Below are 17,913 nucleotides of genomic sequence, written 5' to 3'. Positions count from 1 at the left end.
ATGGCACGGCGAAGCGTGCAAGGGTGCCTACCCGAATGGTAGGCAGCGATGTCCACCCCATTACCCGACGGGCAGGTCCGCGGGCGAGAGCTGCGACACATCGCGTCGGCGGCGGAAGGCCAGCGCCGCCAACACGCCGCCGATCAGGCCGAACAGGTGGCCCTGCCAAGACACTCCCTCCGCGAGCGGGGTGACCCCCATCGCGAACGAGCTGCCGTACAGGCCCAATACGGCGAAGCCGATCAGCACGTCCAGCACCCGGCGGTCGGCGAACCCGCGCACGATCAGATAGCCGAACAGACCGAAGACCAGGATGCTCGCGCCCGCCGTGTTCGATCGGTCCGGCGCGGTCAGCCACACTCCGAGACCGCCGATCAGGGTGATGGTGAGCAGTACGGCGAGGAAACGGGCGACCCCGCGCAGCGCGGCCAGGAAGCCGAGCAGCATCAGCGGGAAGGTGTTGGAGACGATGTGTCCGGTGCCGAAGTGCAGGAACGGCGCGCTGAGGATGTCCGGCAGTTCGTCCGCCCGCCGGGGGGCGATCCCGTGGGTGAGCAGTGAGTCGTCGGTCGTGTAGTTGACGAGCTGGACGACCCAGACGGCGCCGATCAGCACTGCGGTGATCAGGGCCGCGTCGCGGACCCCCGACACGGATATGCGGGACATGCACACCCCTCCCCTGCGGCTGGTGCCGCCGCTACGAAGCCACAATAGGAGCCATGGACCAGGAGCGGGACAGTACGGGACGACGTCCGTGGATCGTCGGCGTCTCGGGGGCCTCGGGCACGCCGTACGCCGCGGCGGTGTTGCGCGGGCTGCTCGACGCCGGTGAGCACGTGGACCTGGTGGTCAGCCGGGCCGCCCGGCTGACCCTGATCGACGAGACCGGGCTCGCGTTCCGCGACGCGCACTGGCGCGACGACCTGGCCGCGTGGACCGAACTGGACGCGGACGCGCTGGCGCGGGTCCGCTACTGGGCGCCCGGCGACCTGGGCGCGGGACCCGCGAGCGGGTCGTACCCGGCCAAGGGCATGGTCGTGGTGCCGGCCAGCACGGCCTCGGTCGCGGGCATCGCCATCGGCCTGTCCAAGGACCTGCTCCAACGCGCCGCGGACGTCACGCTCAAGGAGCGTCGCCCGCTCGTGCTGGTGCCGCGCGAGACCCCGCTCACCGGCACCACGCTGCGCCATCTGGTCCGGCTCGACGACGCCGGCGCGGTGATCCTGCCGGCCTCCCCGGCCTTCTACGCGGGTGCCCAGGACGTGCGGCGCCTGGTCGACTTCGTCGCGGGCAAGGCGCTGGACTCGCTCGGCGTCGCGCACACCCTCTACCGACGCTGGGACGGCGAACTGGGCGGCGCCCGACGCGAGGCGGCCGGAGAACCAAAAAGGCCCCCGCGGTGACGGGAGCCTTGACGGTCTTGCCGGATCCGCCGGGCGATCAGCGCCCGGACTTGCGGCGGCCGACCAGACGCTTCACACGCTTGAGCGTGCTGGACGGCTGGGTGGCACGTGAGCGTTCCGCGATGGCATGCAGTTCCTGCATGTGTGCGCGGGCCATCTCCAGGGTGTACACGGTTTTGTCTCCCCACGAGTCGTCATCGGAGGCTTGTAGCTCCCGATGCCTTTGATTCTAAGGGTTAGAATCAGAATCGTCCAATGAATTACAGGCCCCATGCGGGTTTGCGCCTCTGTCATGTCGCAGACCCCTGACGGCCCCCCGGTGGACACCATCGATTACCTGGAGGAAACGGACATGGATGCCGTCGACCGCAAGCTGATCCAGGCGCTGCGCGGCAACGGGCGGGCGTCGTACGCGGAGCTGGGTCGACTCGTCGGCCTGTCCGGGCCGAGCGTCACCGATCGCATCAACCGGCTCGAACAGGCCGGCGTGATCACCGGCTACCGCGCCTCCGTCGACCCGGTCTCGCTCGGCCTGGGCGTGACCGCGCTGATCGGGATCCAGCTCTCCGACGCGGCCGACCACGACGACGTGAGCCGCCGGCTGCGCGACCTCGACGAGATCGAGGACTGCTGGTTCATCGCCGGAGACGACTCGTTCATGCTCAAGGTCCGGGTCTCGGACATGGAGGGCCTGGAGAACGTGGTCCGCCGCCTCTCCGGCACCCGCGGGGTGGCCCGTACCCGCACCACCGTGGTGCTCTCGACCAAGTGGGAGTACCGCGCGGCCGAACTGCCCGAACCCACGGAATAGCCGTGCCGAGCCCCGCACGGCCGTGCCCGACCCGCCGAGCGGCCGCGCCGGCCGTGCCCGGAAAAGATCGGCGGTCGCGCCCACGCCTGCTCGTAGTGTGGCGGACATGACGAACCTGGTGACTCTCGAAGACCTCGAGGCCGCACGGAAGCGGATCGCGGGCACGGCCGTACGCACCCCGTTGCTGCCGTCCCTGCACGGTGACGCCGACCGACCCCTCTGGCTCAAGCCGGAGGGTCTCCAGGGGATCGGCGCGTTCAAGATCCGCGGCGCGTACAACGCGATCGCGGGGTTGACCGAGGCCGAGCGCTCGCGCGGGGTCGTCGCACACTCCAGCGGCAACCACGCGCAGGCGGTGGCCTACGCGGCCCGCCTGTTCGGTGCCCGGGCGGTGATCGTGATGCCGGACACCACGCCGACCGTCAAGATCGAGGCCACCCGCGCGCTGGGCGCCGAGGTGGTCATCGTCACCCCCGAGCGGCGGGACACCGCGGCCGGCGAGTTGTCCGCCGAGCACGGCTACGCGTTCGTGCCGCCCTACGACGACGCGCGGATCATCGCCGGCCAGGGCACCGCCGGCCTGGAGATCATCGAGGACCTGCCCACCGCGGACACCGTGCTGGTCCCGGTCAGCGGCGGCGGCCTGATCTCCGGCATCGCCGCCGCGGTCAAGCTGACCAGCCCGCGTACCAAGGTGATCGGCGTCGAGCCCGAACTGGCCGCCGACGCGGCCGAGTCCCTCCGTACCGGCGTGCGCACCACGTGGTCCAGCACCGACACCCACCGCACGATCGCCGACGGCCTGCGCAGCACCTCGGTGGGCGTACTGCCGTTCGCGCACATCCAGGCGTACGTGGACGACATCGTCACGGTGACCGAGGAGCAGATCCGCGAGGCGATGCGCTTCCTGGGTCGGCGCGCGCGCTTGGTCGCCGAGCCCTCGGGCGCGGTGGCCACCGCGGCCTACCTCTTCCGCGAGGACGCGCTGCCCGCCGGCCGCGAGCACGTCGCCGTGGTCAGCGGTGGCAACGTCGATCCCGCGCTGTACGCCGAGGTGATGGCCTGAGCGAGGGCTCGGCATACCGGGCGTAACCTCGTAGCAGCCGTGCAGCGGCGGACGAGAAGATCTAGAGGGAGTGCCGACACATGGACGCGGGCCAGCGCAAGGAGATCGAGGACAAGGTTTTCGCCGGGGAGCGCTTGAGCCGTGAGGACGGCATCGCGCTCTACGCGAGCGACGACCTGGCGTGGCTCGGCGGGCTCGCGCACCACGTGCGGACGGTGAAGAACGGCGACAAGGTCCACTTCAACGTCAACCGTCACCTCAACATGACGAACGTGTGCAACGCCTCGTGCGCCTACTGCTCGTTCCAGCGCAAGCCGGGCGAGAAGGACGCGTACACGATGCGGATCGAGGAGGCGGTGCGGCTCGCGAAGGAGATGGAGCCGGACGGCATCACCGAACTGCACATCGTCAACGGCCTGCACCCGACCCTCCCGTGGCGCTACTACCCGAGGTCGCTCAGCGCGCTCAAGGAGGTGCTGCCGAACGTCGCGCTGAAGGCGTTCACCGCGACCGAGATCCACTGGTTCGAGAAGATCTCCGGCCTGTCCGCGTCGGACATCCTCGACGAGCTGATGGACGCGGGCCTGGAGTCGCTCACCGGCGGCGGCGCGGAGATCTTCGACTGGGAGGTCCGGCAGCACATCGTCGACCACGACACGCACTGGGAGGACTGGTCGCGGATCCACCGGCTCGCGCACTCCAAGGGCCTCAAGACCCCGAGCACGATGCTCTACGGCCACATCGAGGAGCCGCGGCACCGGGTCGACCACGTCATCCGACTGCGTGAACTCCAGGACGAGACCGGCGGGTTCCAGGTCTTCATCCCGCTGCGCTACCAGCACGACTTCCACGACAGCAAGGACGGCATCGTCCGCAACCGGCTCCAGGCCCGGACCAGCATGGCCACCGGCGCCGAGGCGCTCAAGGTGTTCGCGGTCTCCCGGCTGATGTTCGACAACGTTCCGCACGTGAAGTGCTTCTGGGTCATGCACGGCCTGGCCACCGCGCAACTCGCGCTCAACCACGGCGCGGACGACCTGGACGGCTCGGTCGTGGAGTACAAGATCACCCACGACGCGGACGACTTCGGGACGCCGAACAAGATGACCCGCGACGACCTGCTCGACCTGATCCGGGACGCGGGCTTCCGTCCGGTGGAACGCAACACCCGTTACGAGACGCTGCGCGAGTACGAGGGCCCCGACCCGGCCCGCCGCGACACGCCGCAGCCGATGAAGCTCTGACGTCGCGCCGGCGGGTGCGCCCGGACTCGGGCCCGGGTCCGGACCGCCCGTCGTGGCCGAACGTGTTCGACGATGGCTCGGGAGGGCTGCCGGATGGCTGACGCGCTGCGGATCCCGCTCACCCGGGCGCAGGTCGAGGAGTGGTTCGGCGACGTGGTCCGGCGCGATCTGCCGGAGATCGCGCACGCGCCCACCCGGCGCTTCCTGGCCGAGGTGGGTCTGCCGCGCGAGGCCGCGCTGATCCGGTTCGAACCGGGCGGCACCCGGGACCACCTGATCGTGCTCGGCACGTACGGCTCGCCGCACACGCCGTCGTACGCGGTGCTGCTCGAGAGCACGACCGGTCGGGTGTTCGTCGAGCAGCGCTTCGGCGATCCGACGCCGATGTCGATGGACGTGTCCACCCTGGTGCGCAATGCGGGCCTGGTGGAGGCGATCCGGGCCGGTCGCGGGCCGGTGCGCACCGGCGAGGAACTGATCGACCTGCTCGGCGAGACCGAACCCGAATTGGATCCGAGGCACTCGTTCTGGCACACGTCCTTCGCGCTGTGGCAGTTGCGCCGGGCGGCGGTGCCGGGCGAGGGCCTGGCCGTGCGGATCACGCCGGCGATGCTGGACCTGGTGTACGAGAACGAGTTCTCCGGCTACGACGAGCGGCAGTTGCCCGCCGCGATCACGCACGAGCCGACCCGGCGCTTCCTGCTCGACGTCGGGTTGATCGACGCGTGGGCCTACCTGGACATGCGCAGCGACGACAAGCCGCTGGTGACCCTGGCCGAGTTGATCGCCGAGCGCCGGGCCGACTGGGACGACGAACCCGAGCCGCCCGCGGACGCGGAGCACCTGGTCGTCCTGGGCTACGTCAGCGAGGACGGCGACCTGCTCGTGGACGGCCGTACCGGGGTGGTCCGGCGCTGGTACACCGGCGGTGACGAGCCGGCGATGGACACGCTCAACACCGATCTGTCCACGCTCGCCTTCACCATGTGGGTGATCGGGCGGATGCGCCGGCAGGGCGAGCGGTTCGGCATCGGCATCCACGACGTGTGGGAGCCGATCGTGGTCGACCTGCTGTCGTCGGTCGATCCGCTCGCGTGGGCGGAGCCGGGAGGCTACTGGGAGTACATGATCCTGGACGGCATCAACGGCCTCGGCCCGTGAGAGGACCGGCCGGGTTCCGAGTCGGGGCCCGGCTCGGCGTCTCGAATACGGGATGCTTGACTGGAGGGGACGGCCCGGCTCGCGCCCGCCGCCACTCGTACCGCTCTGGCTAGGGGAACCGAAGGTGACCATGTCGAATCCCGCGCTGCGCTACTCGCTCTACCGGCTCGGCATCTTCGCCGCGTTGTTCGGCGTGGTCATGGTCGTGTTCGGGTTCTTCGACCTGGACGGTCGGGGGAACGTCTTCATCGCGATCGCCATCGCGGCCGCGGCTTCGGCGGTGATCAGCTACAAGTTCCTGAACGCGGAGCGGGACGCGATGTCCGAGGCCCTGTACGAGCGCATGCAGCGGGCCAAGCAGCGCATCGCCGAGGACAACCGCGCCGAGGACGAGGCGGTGGCCCCGATCACCCGGATCGCCAAGACCAAGGAAGCCTCCTAGGCTGCCTGTTGGTCGAGGGGCCGTGCGGCACGGGACGTCTTCCGGTCGAGGAAGCCTCTTAAGCGAGGTGTGGCCGGCTAAGCGAGGTGTGGCCGGCCGTGTCCGTGGGTGTCCGGCGGTGTCCGTTCCGTAATTCTTTGCGTTTATCGGTTTAGTGTCGCTATCCTCATTTCCATGATTGGTGCAGGCGACACGCAGTTGACGGACGCGGCGGTGGGTTTCCCGCTCGTGTCCCGTCGGCACGTCGACCTGGGCCGTTGCGCCACCGCGCTGTGTCGCGGCTGACCGCCGCCGTGCCCCTGCCGGGCTGACGTCTCCACGCTCGTCGCCCCGACCGCCCGCACGCCGGCCCTCCGCGGCCGTTCTGCGCGAAGTATCGCTTCTTCGTAGTCCTTCCTGCGGGCACACGTGTGCCTATTGATGCGCAGGTTCACGGCCGCTCCGTACCGCCACCCCCGTCCCCCACGGTGCCCGTTCAGGAGCCCTGCCTTGTCTGCTGTCGATTCACTCAAGACCCTGAAGAGAACTCCCTTCTGGGCCCAGATAGCCGCCGGCCTCGTGCTCGGCGTGGCCTTCGGCTTCATCGCCAAGGAATACAACGTCTCGTGGCTGACCCAGACGCTCGACCAGATCGGCACGATCTTCGTCCAGCTGCTCAAGCTGGCCGTACCGCCGCTGGTGTTCACCGCGATCCTGGTCAGCGTCGTCAACCTGCGGAACGTCAACAACGCCGCGCGGCTGGCCGCGCGCACGCTGCTGTGGTTCCTGATCACGTCGCTGATCGCGGTCGCGATCGGCCTCACCATCGGCCTGGTCACCAACCCCGGCGACGGCTTCAAGCTGCCGGCCGACCCGGGCAAGGCGCCGAAGACCAACGGTGACTGGCTCGACTTCATCACCGGCATCGTGCCCACCAACATCGTCACCGCCTTCTCCGAGGTCAAGGTCCTGCAGATCGTCTTCCTGGCGGTCGTGCTCGGCTCGGCGATCCTGTCGGTCGGCGCCAAGGCCGAACCGCTGGTCAAGGGCGCCGAACTGGTCCTGGAGATCATCCAGAAGGCGCTGTGGTGGGTGATCAAGCTGTCCCCGCTGGGCACGCTCGGTCTGATCGGCACCTCGGTCGCCACCTACGGCTGGGACCTGATCAAGCCGCTGGGCACCTTCACCGCCGACATCTACATCGGTTGCGCGCTGGTGATGTTCGTGGTCTACCCGCTGCTGCTCGCGCTGGTCGGCAAGGTCAACCCGCTGAACTACTTCAAGGGCGCGTGGCCGGCCATCCAGCTCGCGTTCGTCTCGCGCTCGTCGGTCGGCACCATGCCGGTCACCCAGAAGGTCACCGAGCGCCTCGGCGTCCCGAAGGACTACGCCTCGTTCGCGGTGCCGTTCGGCGCCACCACGAAGATGGACGGTTGCGCCGCGGTCTACCCGGCGATCGCCGCGATCTTCGTCGCCGAGGTCTACGGCGTGAACCTGGGCATCAAGGAATACCTGCTGATCGCGTTCGTCTCGGTGATCGGCTCGGCGGCCACCGCCGGTCTCACCGGCGCGATCATCATGCTGACCCTCACGCTCAGCACGGTGAACCTGCCGCTGGCGGGCGTCGCGCTGCTGCTGGCGATCGACCCGATCCTGGACATGATGCGGACCGCGACCAACGTGGCCGGGCAGATCGTGGTGCCGATCCTGGTCTCTGCTCGGGAGAAGACGCTGGATCTGGAGAAGTACAACAACCCGCGTGATCTGGAAGCGCCCGACGAGCCGGCCACGCCGCACGTCCCGCTCCAGAAGACGGCGGAGCGCGAACCGGTCTCGGTCTGACGCTCCCGCTCGACCGGCGCCCCCGATCCCCTCGTGCCGAAGGGGTCGGGGGCGCTGTCGTTCATCGGCGGGGAGCGGCGGGGGCGTCCTCGGGGTCCTCGACAGGCGCGGGCGCAGGCGCGGGTGCGGGGCCGGGGATGTCGGCGGTGGTGGTGACCGCGGGGCCTGTCGGCTCCGCCGCGGTCGCTCCCTCCGTGGTCGCTCCCTCCACGGTCGTCCCCTCCGCGATGGCCGTCGCCGCGTCCGCCGCGTCGGCGACCGGGGTCGCGCCGCTGTAGCGTCGGGCCAACCGGTGGATGTAGGCGACCAGTTCCGGCGGGTCCTCGATCTCGAAGTCGGCGTCGAGCAGGCTGATGTAGACGGCCAGGTTCTCGATGCTGGACGCGCTCGTCTCGAACAGGCAGGTGTCGTCGTCGACCACCGCGAACGCGCCGAAGGCGGGCGGCACCTTCTCGGCGACCGAGCCGATCGGGGCGCGCACCAGCACCCGGGCGCGGAACTGCCCGCGCGCGCTCTGCACACCCTGGTTCACGAAGGCCGCCACGTCGCCGTCGGCGGGCAGTTCGCGCGGGGTGAAGCGGGGGCCGTGCGGCGGACGCGGGGTGATCCGGTCCATCCGGAAGGTGCGCCAGTCCTCGCGCTTGACGTCCCACGCCACCAGGTACCAGCGGCCCATCCGGTGCACGAGCCGATAGGGCTCGACCACGCGCGAGGTCTCCTTGCCGTCGTGCGAGCTGTACCGGAAGCGCAGTTGCTCGTGGTCGCGGCAGGCGCCGGCCAACACGGTCATCACGTCCATGTCCACGGCCGGACCGGTCTGGCGGACCGGGACGGTGTACTTCTGCAGCGCCTTGACCCGGCGATGCAGCCGGGACGGCAACACCTGGTCGAGCTTGGCGAGGGCGCGTAGCATCGCCTCGTCCATGCCGTCCACCACGCTGCCGGCGGCGATCCGCAGTCCGACCACGATGCTCACCGCCTCCTCGTCGTCCAGCAGGAGCGGCGGCAGCGCCTTGCCGGCGCCGAGGCGGTAGCCGCCGACCACGCCGCGGCGCGCGTGCACCGGATAGCCCAGGCCGCGCAGCCGCTCGATGTCGTAGCGGACCGTCCGCCCGCTCACGCCGAGCCGTTCGGCGAGTTCGGGGCCGGTCCAGTCGGGCCGCGTCTGCATGAGCGAGAGCATGCGCAGGAGTCGCGCGGAGGTTTCCAGCATGCGTCGAAGTCTGCCGGCTCCGGGGTGATCAATCAGGAACGAACATTGCCTGTTTCGAATCTAGTCTCGGAGTTGTGGAAAACAGCGGCGAGAAGACCCTCGCGACCCCGACGTCCCAGTCCCCGGTAGGCCCGCGGCAGCGCTGGCTCGGTCTTCTGGCGGTGCTGGCCGCCACCTTGATGAACCTGCTCGACTCCAGCGTGGTGGGCGTCGCGGCCCCCGCGATCCGCGGCGATCTGGGCGGGAGCTACGCGAGCCTGCAGTGGATCGCGGCCGGCTACACGCTCGCCCTCGCGGTGGGCCTGCTCACCGGCGCGCGGCTCGGCGACATGTACGGCCGCAAGTTCATGCTGATGGTCGGCGTGGTCGGCTTCGTGGTGCTCTCGGTGGCCTGCGCGATCGCCTGGTCGCCGGAGACGCTGATCATCGCGCGGGTGCTCCAGGGGCTGCTCGGCGCGCTGATGATCCCGCAGACGTTCGGCCTGATCCGGGACCTGTTCCCGCCGGCCGAGATCGGCAAGGCGTTCGCGGTGTTCGGCCCGGCGATCGGACTGTCCACGGTGCTCGGGCCGATCGTCGCGGGCGTGCTCGTGGACGGCGACGTGTTCGGCACCGGGTGGCGGATGATCTTCCTGATCAACATTCCGCTGGGCGCGTTCGCGTTGCTGATGGGGTGGCGGATGTTGCCCGACGTGGCGCCGAGCGAGGCGGGCGGGCGGCTGGACGTGGTGGGCATGGCGCTCGCCGGTGTCGGTACCTTCATGCTCGTGCACCCGCTCGTCCAGGGTCGCGAACTGGGTTGGCCGGTATGGTCGTTGGTCGAGTGTGCGGCGTCGCTGCCGATGCTTGCCGCGTTCGCGGTGTACCAGTTGCGCCGCGAGGCGGCCGGCAGGGTGCCGCTGATCAAGCTGGGCGTGTTCCGGCGTCGCTCGTACGCCTCGGGCGTCGGCTTCGTGATGGTCTTCTTCGGCGCGATCGTCGGGATCTCGATGGCGATCGGCCTGTTCCTCCAACTGGGCCTGGGCTACAGCCCGACCCGGGCCAGCCTGACGATGGGCGTGTGGGCGCTCGGCGCGTTCCTCGGCTCCGGCTTCAGCGGCGTGGTGATGGGCAAGCTGGGCCGGCGCATCCTGCACATCGGGCTGGCCGTGATGGCGGCCGGCATCGCCTGGATGTACCTGGTCTTCGCGAACGCCGGGGCGGACATCGGCACCGGCGATCTGCTCGCGCCGCTCGGGCTGTTCGGGCTCGGCATGGGGATGATCTTCGTGCCGGTCTTCGACATCATCATGGGCGAGGTCGAGGACCACGAGGTCGGTTCGGCCTCCGGCGTGCTCGAGTCCGTCCAGCAGTTGGGTGCCTCGCTGGGCATCGCGATCCTGGGCACGGTGTTCTTCGGCGTGATCGGGGCCCAGGCCACGCACAACTTCGACGAGAGCGCGGCACCGAAGCTGCGTACGGAGCTGACCGCGGCGGGTGTGCCGGTGAGTACGCAGGACGCGATCGTGGCCGGGCTGCGGGCGTGCGTGGACGCCCGGGAGAACGCGACCGACCCGGACCGGCTCCCGGCGAGCTGCACGACCGTCCCGATCACCCCGGCCTCCGCCGAGCCGGTCGCGAAGGCGGGCGCCGAGACGCACACCCGCTCCTCGATCGACGCGGTCAAGCGCACGACTCTGCTGGCCTTCGGCCTGACCGTGATCGCCTTCGCCCTGGGCTTCCTCCTCCCCAAGCGAGCCCGGGAGAACCAGTTCACACCGGCGGAGCCGACGTCGCCCTCCTCGACCCGGGAACGCGAGCCGGCCCTGGCCTGACCCCAGGCACCGTCACCGAGCGGCGCGGGACACCCACCACGGGTCCCGCGCCGCTCGCCGTTCCCGCCGGCCTCGGCTTTCGCCCGCCCGGGGCCGGATCCCGGGGCGGTTCGAGGGGTGGAGCGGGCGCGGGAGAATGGTTGTATGACAACGCCCGTCCGGCTTTCCGCGATCGATCTCGTCACGTACACCCCCGGTCTGGCCGCGCTGCTCGTGGACGCGGTCGAGGACGGGGCCGGGGTCGGCTTCCTCGCCCCGCTGCCGATCGACGCGGCCGCCGAGTGGTGGGCGGCCCAGGGGGCCGAGATACGCAGCAACCGCACCATCGTGTGGGTCACCTCGGACCACGAGGGCGTCACCGGGACCATCCGGCTGCGCCTGGCCGGCATGCCCGACAGCCGACATCGCGCCGCGGTCGCCGGGCTGCTGGTCCACCGCCGTGCCCGGGGCAACGGGCTGGCCCGCGAACTCCTGGCCACCGCGGAGCGGTTCGCCGCCGCCGCGGGACGCAGTCTGCTCACCCTGGACGCCCCGACCGGCAGCGGCGCGGAGCGCCTGTACAAGCGCGCCGGCTGGATCGAGTCGGGCGCCATCCCGGCTTACGCCGCCGACCCCTCGGGCGTGCTGCGCTCCACCACGATCTTTCACAAGCAACTGGGCTGACGGGCCGAAGGTACGCGGGCCGACCGGGACCGGTTACCGTTGAAGGCGATATGACAACCAAGACCTCCAAGGGCGCCAGGCCCGAGCCGCTCGACGCCCGCCTGGACGCGATCGGCAAGCTCCCCTCCCGCGCCAAGTTCCACCTGCCCGGTCGGGAGCGTACGGTCGCCCAGACGCTGGGTGAATCCGGTGTGCGCTGGTACGCGTACGATCTGGTCGCGCGCCGCCTGGGCCCGGCGCGGCCCAGCAAGGAGGGCCGCCAGACGCCGTACCGGGGCCACCCGGTCTTCGTGGCCCAGCACGCCACGGGCACGTGCTGCCGAGGCTGCCTCGAGGAACTGCACGCCATCCCGCAGGGACGGCAGCTCGACAAGGCCGAACTCAACTATATCGTCAACGTGATCTGTTTGTGGCTGACCCGCGAGATCGGCCCGGTCGCCAAGCCGAGCGGTCGCGCGGCCCGCACTCCGCGCTCGGCGATGCCGACCATCCCGGAGAACCCGACGGGCTCCACCAGGTCCACCCGCGCGACCCGCGCGTCGCGGTCGCGCTGACGGCTTCCCGGCCGCCGGGGGACCGGCTTCCGGGTAACAACTCCCGGCGAAGCGCTCAAGTGCGGGTCGACGTGGCCGACGGCGTCGACGGGTCCTCGGGTGTCCACCCCGGGCGAAGCGCTCAAGGGCCGGTCGACGCGGCCGACGGCACCGACGGGTCCGTGCCGCCGGCCGGCGCGTCGGTGAGGGTCAGGTCGGCGGAGAAGGCACCCCACTTGCCGTCGGGCAACTGGCCCCGGATCTTCAGCACCCGCCCGGCCACCGGCTGATCACCCAGCGGAAGGCTGTACTGCGCCGTACCGGACGGCGGCGCCACCCCCCACATCACCGTGGTCAGGAACTTCCCGTCCAGGTACACCTCGTAGCTCGCGACCGCCCCGTCGACGTCCGGCGGCGTCCAGCTCAGGTCGACGTACGTGCCGTCCACCGCGACCCGAGGCACCGCGCGCAGCCCGGTCGGCGCGGTGTCGCGACTATCGCCGGTGCCCTGCTCGGTGAGCACCGCCGCGGCGTTGCTCTCCGGCGACTTGTTGTCCGCGGCGTCGCGCGCGGTGACCGTGAAGCTGTACTCGGTGCCCGGTCGGAGCCCACTGACCACCGCCGTGGTCAGGTCTCCCGCGACGCTGTGCACCCGCACACCGGCCTGCCACACGTCGTACGCGGTCACCCCCACGTCGTCCGTGGCGGCCTCCCAGGACAGCGTGGCTCCGCCTGAGCCCCGAGCCTGCCCCCGCACGTTCCGCGGCGCGGTCGGCGGTACGCGCTCGCCCTGGGCCACGGACAAGGTCGTGGCCGGCACGACCGCGCTCGCCGGCGACACGTTCCCGGCCCTGTCCCGCGCCCGCACGGAGAACGAGTACGCGGTCCCGGGGGTCAGTCCGCCGACGTCGACCATGTGCCGCCCGCCGGTCACGTCCAGCACCTTCGCGTCCCCGCGATAGACCTCGAACACCGCGACGTCCGGATCCGCGCGCCACATCACGTGCACCGATACCGAACTCGACGCGAGTGCGGTGACCTCGCCGGGCACCGCCGGCGCCGAGGTGTCCTTCCCGTCCTCGGAACACCCCGTCACCACGAGCGCAACGGCCAACCCTGTCAAGCCGATCCATGCCATTCGTCGCGCCACGACGCCTCTCTCCACCGAGAGCAAATTGGTCTAGACATATATGGCACAGCACCCGGCCCGCGAACAAGACACGAGTCGGCACGGACTCACCCGGAGCAGTCCCCCCACCGCTCGTTCAAGCCGCCGTGTGCGGCGCCAGGCGCACGATCAGCTTGGCATCCAACGCTCTCGCCAGCCGCTCCAGCACCTGGATCGTCGGCGCGGTCCCACCTGCCTCGAAGCGAGCCACGGCCGACTGGGTCATCCCGGCGGCGTCGGCGAGGACGGCCTGCGTGAGCCCGTGTCGCTCGCGCATCTCCCGAACGCTGCGCCCGAGCTCGAACGCGATCCGAGTCGCCTCGTCAGCCTCGTCGGCGCCGGCTTCCGCCATGCGCCGCGAGCGGATCTCCTGCCAGTCACTGCGGCCGGTCATACGCTTACTCCTCGCTTTATAGCGCTGATGCTATGAACGTGGATCCGGTTCACCCGTCGAAAGCCGAGCCGTTCGCCCGACCGTGTTCGTAGTGGATGTTCACAGTGGGACGAAGCGGTCGAAGGGAGTGCGTGCGCGGGGTGGGGCGGCGCCTCGTGCGTGCACTCACACGGAACTCCCATGGAACTCGCGTAGACCCCGGCCAGGGCTCGTGCGGTGACCGTGGCGAGCCTGCCCGTGGCGGCGAAGTAACCCTCGTAGTAGCGCTGTTCCCGCACGCGAGGCGTCGCCACCGGCTTCAATGGTTGTCGAGGCGAACGTTTCGGAAGCGGGGGCGGTCCATGATGCGCGTGGTGGCTGTGGGGGCGGCCCTGATCGTGAGCGGCGCGCTCGTGGTCGGGTGTCAGGGCGGTTCGTCCAAGGGGGGTTCGTTCGGCCTGAAGAGCGACCCGCCCACCACGAGCGCGAGCCAGGGGGACCACACCGATCCGCCCCCGCCGCCGGCCCCTCCCTCGCCGGATCCGGTCACCCCCGCGCCGCCGGTGTCCATCACGCCGCGCCCGACCGCGACCACGCGCGCCGACGTCGCGCTCACCACCCCGCAGGCGCAGACGCTGGTCGCGGCGGTCGTACTGGTGCCCAAGGACTGGGGACCGACCTACGTCCCGCAGGAACGCAACTACGAGTACACCGGGCTGCACCGGGTGGTCACCGGCACCGACTGCAAGCAGGTGGTCCAGGGCACCACCCCGGGCGCGCTCGCGACGATGGTGCGCTACGTGTACATCCCGGACGGCCAACCGAGCGTGGACAACCTCAGCAAGACGCTCGCGACCTCCTCGGCGACGGTGTACGCCAACACGGCGGCGGCTCGGACCGACATGAAGATCGGGATCGACGACGGGCGGCGCTGCCCGAACCAGGTGCTCGCCGGCGACGAGAAGCTGACCGGCATCCAGATCTTCGACCTGACCGTCGAGGGCATCGACGAGGTACACGTCGCGCGCGCCCAGTGGGTCAGCGGACGTGGCGGCGCGCCGTTCCAGTACGTGTGGGTGACGGCCCGTCAGGGCCAGATGGTGCTCACCGCGGCCGTCGTCGACCGGGGCGACAAGACCTTCGAGTCGGCCAAGAACCAGGCCGTCGACGCTCTTGCCAAGATGGTCGCGCGTACCCGGGTGCAACTGCGCTGACCCCCGCCAAGCGTGGTGAATACCATGAGGGTTCACGCACACGGGGGGCATCGGGATGTACGGCATCAGAAGAGTGGCGGTTCACGCGGTCGGTCCGATACTCGGCGCCCTGTTGCTCGCGGGTTGCGCCGACGGTGGTGACGATCCGTTCGCGGTGGCTCCCGAGGCGGCGCCCACCAGCGCCGACCCGATGGTCAAGGGCCCGGGGACGAGCGGTTCCCCCTCACGCCCGAGCGCTTCCGCCACCCGCCCGGTCGCCACCACCGCGCCGCCGAGCCGTACCCCCGAGCAGGCACAGGCGCTGGCCACGTCGCTCGCGCTCGGCCCGGAGGACTGGGGGACCGGCTTCGTCCGGCAGAGCATGTACGAGTTCTCCGGCGAGACCTGGACCGACTACGCCGCCGACTGCACGCAGCAGACCGTGCCCCTGGCGCCGAGCATCGTCGGCCAGTGGGTACGCCAGGTGCAACTGCCGGATCCCGGCCGGCCCGCGCAGCTTTCCAGCGGCAGCACCACCGTGATCGTGCACAAGGACGTGCGCGGCGCGCGTGAGCAGGCGCAGAACGCGCGCCAGGTCAAGGACCGTTGCCCGACCCGCACCTACCCGGACGGCACTCAGGCAAAGGACACCCCGGGCGCCCGACAGCCCGCGTTCCCGGAGGCGGACGAGGTGTTCGCCGAGGAGGGCCTGATGTACCCCAAGGCCGGCGGCGGACCGTACCCGTACGTCGTGCTGACCCTGCGCAAGGACACCGTCGTGATGTCCTCCTACTTCAGCGGCCCCACCGCCGAACGGCTTCCCGAAGTACGCACCCGCGCCGGCCAGGCCGGCCGCCTGATGCTCGACCGCCTGCTGCGGTCCTGATCGGGCGCCCGGCCCGGCCCGGGGAACTCGCCGCCACCGCACGGTCGGGCGGACCCCGGCCTCGGTCCGGGCCGGCGCCCGTGCGGTGGAAGTGCGCCGGAGGCCGCCGGGGCGACTAACGTTTCGGTCATGACCCAATCGCACGGCTTTGAGACCCTGGCGATCCACGCCGGGCAGGAACCCGACCCGCTGACCGGGGCCGTGGTTCCGCCGATCTACCAGGTGTCCACGTACAAGCAGGACGGTGTCGGCGGACTGCGCGGCGGTTACGAGTACAGCCGCTCCGGCAACCCGACCCGTACCGCGCTCGAGGAATGCGTCGCGGCCCTGGAGGACGGCACCAGGGCCCTGACCTTCGCGTCCGGTCTGGCCGCCGAGGACTGCCTGTTGCGCGCCCTGTGCGCGCCGGGCGCCCACGCGGTGATCCCGGACGACGCCTACGGCGGCACGTATCGGCTGTTCGCGAAGGTCGCCTCCCGCTGGGGCATCGACTACACCCCCGCGCACGCCGGCGACCTCGACGCGGTGCGCGCCGCGATCCGGCCGGGCATCACGAGGATCGTCTGGTGCGAGACGCCGAGCAACCCGCTGCTGGGGGTGGCCGACATCGCCGCGCTGGCGGCCGTCGCGCACGACGCGGGCGCGCTGTTCGTGGTGGACAACACGTTCGCCTCGCCCTACCTCCAGCAGCCGCTGACGCTGGGCGCCGACGTGGTGGTGCACTCGACCACGAAGTACATGGGCGGACACTCCGACGTCATCGGCGGCGCCCTCGTGGTCCGGGACACGGGCCTGGCCGAGGAGTTGGCCTTCCACCAGAACGCGATGGGCGCGGTGCCCGGGCCGTTCGACGTGTGGCTGACGCTGCGCGGGCTGAAGACCCTCGGGGTCCGGATGGACCGGCACTGCGCGAACGCCGAGCGGGTGGTGGACCTGCTGTCCCGGCACCCGCGGGTGAGCGAGGTGCTCTATCCCGGGCTGCCGGGACACTCGGGCCACGATGTCGCGGTCAAGCAGATGAAGGCGTTCGGCGGCATGGTGTCGTTCCGGGTGGACGGTGGCGAGGAGGCCGCCGTGCGGGTGTGCAACCGGACCGAACTGTTCACGCTCGGCGAGTCGCTGGGCGGCGTCGAGTCGCTGATCGAGCACCCGGGCCGGATGACCCACGCCTCCGCGGCCGGCTCCCCGCTGGAAGTCCCCGGCGACCTGGTCCGCCTGTCGGTGGGCATCGAATCCGCCGACGACCTCCTGGCGGACCTGGAACGAGCCCTGGGCTGAACCCGGCAGCCATCCTGCGGCCCGCGTGCCCCCGAACGCCGGACGGCCCGACGTGGTCGGGCCGGGCCGACATCAGGGCTCGCGGGCCGCCGAGTTCACCGAGTAGGCACGGTTGCTACTTCGGTGCGGGTTGCACGGCGGTACCGGGACACCAGTTGTTCACGTCGCCCGGACGAGTGTGCTTGTTGGCCTTGCCGTTGCCGTCTACGCCGACCCGCTGTTTGCAGGTCGTGCATTGCCACTCGGATACCGCTTGCCTGGAGGACACGTGTTTGCCTTCCTGACGCAGGTACGTGCAGGGGCGCGCCGTTCCTGGATTCAGATGGTGTCCGGACACTGGTAGGCCGCGCCGGGGCGACCACCAGAGCTGTAGGCGTCGTGGAAGTTCAGGCGGATCTTCGCCCCGCTGTGCCAGCGGAGTTCGAGGCCGTAGGGGATCGCACCCAGCGGGTCTTCCTGTGAGTAGCGCGTGCTCACTTGCAGGAGCTCGGGACTTCCGCTGTTGACCACCAGAGCGGCCAGCCACTCCTCGATGTCGGCAACCTTGACCTTGGCCCCGTCGATCGTGGGCACCGATTCGATGCGTGCCGGCGGCTCACCCTGAACCTCGGTCTCCGGTTGGGCGTACTGGTCGCCCTGTGCGGACTCCGCGGTGATGCTCAACTCGACCGTGGCCCCGTTCCTCAGCCGGAACGAGACTCCGTACGGACCCGGGCGAGGAGCCTTCTGCTCACCGGCCTCGGTGCGGATCGCAACATCGGTGACCGCGCCGGACTGCCTGAGCAGCTCGGCCAACCAGGGCTCAAATCGCACGGGACGCATGAGTACCTCTCGACGGGGGTGG

General features: G+C 70.5%; 19 protein-coding genes. 13 read left to right on the top strand and 6 right to left on the bottom strand.

The annotated features are described in order from the left end of the window. Positions 1-60: 60 nt before the first annotated feature. Positions 61-666 (bottom strand): rhomboid family intramembrane serine protease, encoded by a 606-nt coding sequence (locus tag ACZ4FV_RS02325; protein WP_395873321.1) that lies wholly within the window; start codon positions 664-666, stop codon positions 61-63. Between the two features lie 53 nt (positions 667-719). On the opposite strand from ACZ4FV_RS02325, the gene ACZ4FV_RS02320 reads away from it, so the two are divergent. Continuing rightward, positions 720-1,403: a UbiX family flavin prenyltransferase gene (locus ACZ4FV_RS02320; RefSeq protein ID WP_402233867.1), complete on the top strand. Its 684-nt coding sequence runs from the start codon at positions 720-722 to the stop codon at positions 1,401-1,403. A 37-nt stretch (positions 1,404-1,440) separates the two neighbouring features. Here the strand turns inward: ACZ4FV_RS02320 and ACZ4FV_RS02315 are convergent, their stop codons facing one another. Beyond that, entirely contained in the window at positions 1,441-1,575 is a 135-nt protein-coding gene (locus ACZ4FV_RS02315) for a hypothetical protein (RefSeq protein WP_395873319.1), read from the bottom strand. A gap of 180 nt (positions 1,576-1,755) precedes the next feature. Between ACZ4FV_RS02315 and ACZ4FV_RS02310 the strand changes: the two genes are divergently transcribed. The 6 genes from ACZ4FV_RS02310 (at position 1,756) to ACZ4FV_RS02285 (ending at position 7,948) form a co-directional block, all read left to right on the top strand. Then, the gene (locus tag ACZ4FV_RS02310; protein ID WP_026219445.1) at positions 1,756-2,214 is read left to right on the top strand and encodes an Lrp/AsnC family transcriptional regulator; all 459 of its coding nucleotides are present in this window, start codon (positions 1,756-1,758) and stop codon (positions 2,212-2,214) included. Between the two features lie 106 nt (positions 2,215-2,320). Further along, positions 2,321-3,280, top strand: coding sequence for a threonine ammonia-lyase (locus tag ACZ4FV_RS02305; protein ID WP_465321631.1), 960 nt, complete (start codon positions 2,321-2,323; stop codon positions 3,278-3,280). A gap of 80 nt (positions 3,281-3,360) precedes the next feature. Continuing rightward, on the top strand, positions 3,361-4,524 hold the full coding sequence (mqnE, locus tag ACZ4FV_RS02300) for an aminofutalosine synthase MqnE (protein ID WP_465321630.1): 1,164 nt from the start codon (positions 3,361-3,363) through the stop codon (positions 4,522-4,524). 93 nt (positions 4,525-4,617) lie between these two features. Beyond that, entirely contained in the window at positions 4,618-5,685 is a 1,068-nt protein-coding gene (locus tag ACZ4FV_RS02295) for an SUKH-4 family immunity protein (RefSeq protein WP_465321628.1), read from the top strand. A 130-nt stretch (positions 5,686-5,815) separates the two neighbouring features. Beyond that, on the top strand, positions 5,816-6,127 hold the full coding sequence (locus tag ACZ4FV_RS02290) for a DUF4229 domain-containing protein (protein WP_395873383.1): 312 nt from the start codon (positions 5,816-5,818) through the stop codon (positions 6,125-6,127). A gap of 420 nt (positions 6,128-6,547) precedes the next feature. Then, on the top strand, positions 6,548-7,948 hold the full coding sequence (locus ACZ4FV_RS02285; protein ID WP_402233873.1) for a dicarboxylate/amino acid:cation symporter: 1,401 nt from the start codon (positions 6,548-6,550) through the stop codon (positions 7,946-7,948). 61 nt (positions 7,949-8,009) lie between these two features. Here ACZ4FV_RS02285 and ACZ4FV_RS02280 read toward each other — a convergent pair whose 3' ends face one another. After that, positions 8,010-9,161 (bottom strand): helix-turn-helix transcriptional regulator, encoded by a 1,152-nt coding sequence (locus ACZ4FV_RS02280; protein ID WP_465321626.1) that lies wholly within the window; start codon positions 9,159-9,161, stop codon positions 8,010-8,012. A gap of 74 nt (positions 9,162-9,235) precedes the next feature. On the opposite strand from ACZ4FV_RS02280, the gene ACZ4FV_RS02275 reads away from it, so the two are divergent. The 3 genes from ACZ4FV_RS02275 to ACZ4FV_RS02265 all read left to right on the top strand — a co-directional run bounded on the left by ACZ4FV_RS02275 (position 9,236) and on the right by ACZ4FV_RS02265 (position 12,192). Then, the gene (locus tag ACZ4FV_RS02275) at positions 9,236-10,975 is read left to right on the top strand and encodes an MFS transporter (protein ID WP_465321624.1); all 1,740 of its coding nucleotides are present in this window, start codon (positions 9,236-9,238) and stop codon (positions 10,973-10,975) included. Positions 10,976-11,119: 144 nt separating this feature from the next. Next, positions 11,120-11,638, top strand: coding sequence for a GNAT family N-acetyltransferase (locus ACZ4FV_RS02270; protein ID WP_395873312.1), 519 nt, complete (start codon positions 11,120-11,122; stop codon positions 11,636-11,638). Positions 11,639-11,688: 50 nt separating this feature from the next. Beyond that, positions 11,689-12,192 carry a DUF4186 domain-containing protein gene (locus ACZ4FV_RS02265; RefSeq protein WP_465321623.1) on the top strand — a complete coding sequence of 168 codons (504 nt, stop codon included), beginning with the start codon at positions 11,689-11,691 and terminating at the stop codon, positions 12,190-12,192. Positions 12,193-12,313: 121 nt separating this feature from the next. On the opposite strand, the gene ACZ4FV_RS02260 is transcribed toward ACZ4FV_RS02265, so the two are convergent. Beyond that, positions 12,314-13,294, bottom strand: coding sequence for a fibronectin type III domain-containing protein (locus ACZ4FV_RS02260; RefSeq protein ID WP_465321622.1), 981 nt, complete (start codon positions 13,292-13,294; stop codon positions 12,314-12,316). 142 nt (positions 13,295-13,436) lie between these two features. Beyond that, positions 13,437-13,733 (bottom strand): helix-turn-helix domain-containing protein, encoded by a 297-nt coding sequence (locus ACZ4FV_RS02255; protein WP_465321621.1) that lies wholly within the window; start codon positions 13,731-13,733, stop codon positions 13,437-13,439. A gap of 353 nt (positions 13,734-14,086) precedes the next feature. Between ACZ4FV_RS02255 and ACZ4FV_RS02250 the strand changes: the two genes are divergently transcribed. The 3 genes from ACZ4FV_RS02250 to ACZ4FV_RS02240 all read left to right on the top strand — a co-directional run bounded on the left by ACZ4FV_RS02250 (position 14,087) and on the right by ACZ4FV_RS02240 (position 17,069). After that, positions 14,087-14,926: a hypothetical protein gene (locus ACZ4FV_RS02250; RefSeq protein WP_395873307.1), complete on the top strand. Its 840-nt coding sequence runs from the start codon at positions 14,087-14,089 to the stop codon at positions 14,924-14,926. A gap of 73 nt (positions 14,927-14,999) precedes the next feature. After that, complete coding sequence (locus tag ACZ4FV_RS02245) at positions 15,000-15,791, top strand: hypothetical protein (RefSeq protein WP_465321620.1); 792 nt, start codon at positions 15,000-15,002, stop codon at positions 15,789-15,791. 129 nt (positions 15,792-15,920) lie between these two features. Continuing rightward, on the top strand, positions 15,921-17,069 hold the full coding sequence (locus ACZ4FV_RS02240) for a cystathionine gamma-synthase (protein ID WP_465321619.1): 1,149 nt from the start codon (positions 15,921-15,923) through the stop codon (positions 17,067-17,069). A 318-nt stretch (positions 17,070-17,387) separates the two neighbouring features. Here the strand turns inward: ACZ4FV_RS02240 and ACZ4FV_RS02235 are convergent, their stop codons facing one another. Then, positions 17,388-17,882 (bottom strand): hypothetical protein, encoded by a 495-nt coding sequence (locus ACZ4FV_RS02235; protein ID WP_395873304.1) that lies wholly within the window; start codon positions 17,880-17,882, stop codon positions 17,388-17,390. Positions 17,883-17,913: the final 31 nt, after the last annotated feature.

The organism is Embleya sp. NPDC025285, assembly GCF_055558835.1.
Note: the sequence above shows the minus strand (reverse complement) of the source record. Positions and strands in the feature narration are given on the sequence as shown.

Coding starts and splice junctions, on each gene's coding strand:
- ACZ4FV_RS02325 (WP_395873321.1), bottom strand. CDS start 666: ATGTCCCGCATATCCGTGTCGGGGGTCCGCGACGCGGCCCTGATCACC.
- ACZ4FV_RS02320 (WP_402233867.1), top strand. CDS start 720: ATGGACCAGGAGCGGGACAGTACGGGACGACGTCCGTGGATCGTCGGC.
- ACZ4FV_RS02310 (WP_026219445.1), top strand. CDS start 1,756: ATGGATGCCGTCGACCGCAAGCTGATCCAGGCGCTGCGCGGCAACGGG.
- ACZ4FV_RS02305 (WP_465321631.1), top strand. CDS start 2,321: ATGACGAACCTGGTGACTCTCGAAGACCTCGAGGCCGCACGGAAGCGG.
- mqnE (WP_465321630.1), top strand. CDS start 3,361: ATGGACGCGGGCCAGCGCAAGGAGATCGAGGACAAGGTTTTCGCCGGG.
- ACZ4FV_RS02295 (WP_465321628.1), top strand. CDS start 4,618: ATGGCTGACGCGCTGCGGATCCCGCTCACCCGGGCGCAGGTCGAGGAG.
- ACZ4FV_RS02290 (WP_395873383.1), top strand. CDS start 5,816: ATGTCGAATCCCGCGCTGCGCTACTCGCTCTACCGGCTCGGCATCTTC.
- ACZ4FV_RS02285 (WP_402233873.1), top strand. CDS start 6,548: ATGCGCAGGTTCACGGCCGCTCCGTACCGCCACCCCCGTCCCCCACGG.
- ACZ4FV_RS02280 (WP_465321626.1), bottom strand. CDS start 9,161: ATGCTGGAAACCTCCGCGCGACTCCTGCGCATGCTCTCGCTCATGCAG.
- ACZ4FV_RS02270 (WP_395873312.1), top strand. CDS start 11,120: ATGACAACGCCCGTCCGGCTTTCCGCGATCGATCTCGTCACGTACACC.
- ACZ4FV_RS02265 (WP_465321623.1), top strand. CDS start 11,689: ATGACAACCAAGACCTCCAAGGGCGCCAGGCCCGAGCCGCTCGACGCC.
- ACZ4FV_RS02255 (WP_465321621.1), bottom strand. CDS start 13,733: ATGACCGGCCGCAGTGACTGGCAGGAGATCCGCTCGCGGCGCATGGCG.
- ACZ4FV_RS02240 (WP_465321619.1), top strand. CDS start 15,921: ATGACCCAATCGCACGGCTTTGAGACCCTGGCGATCCACGCCGGGCAG.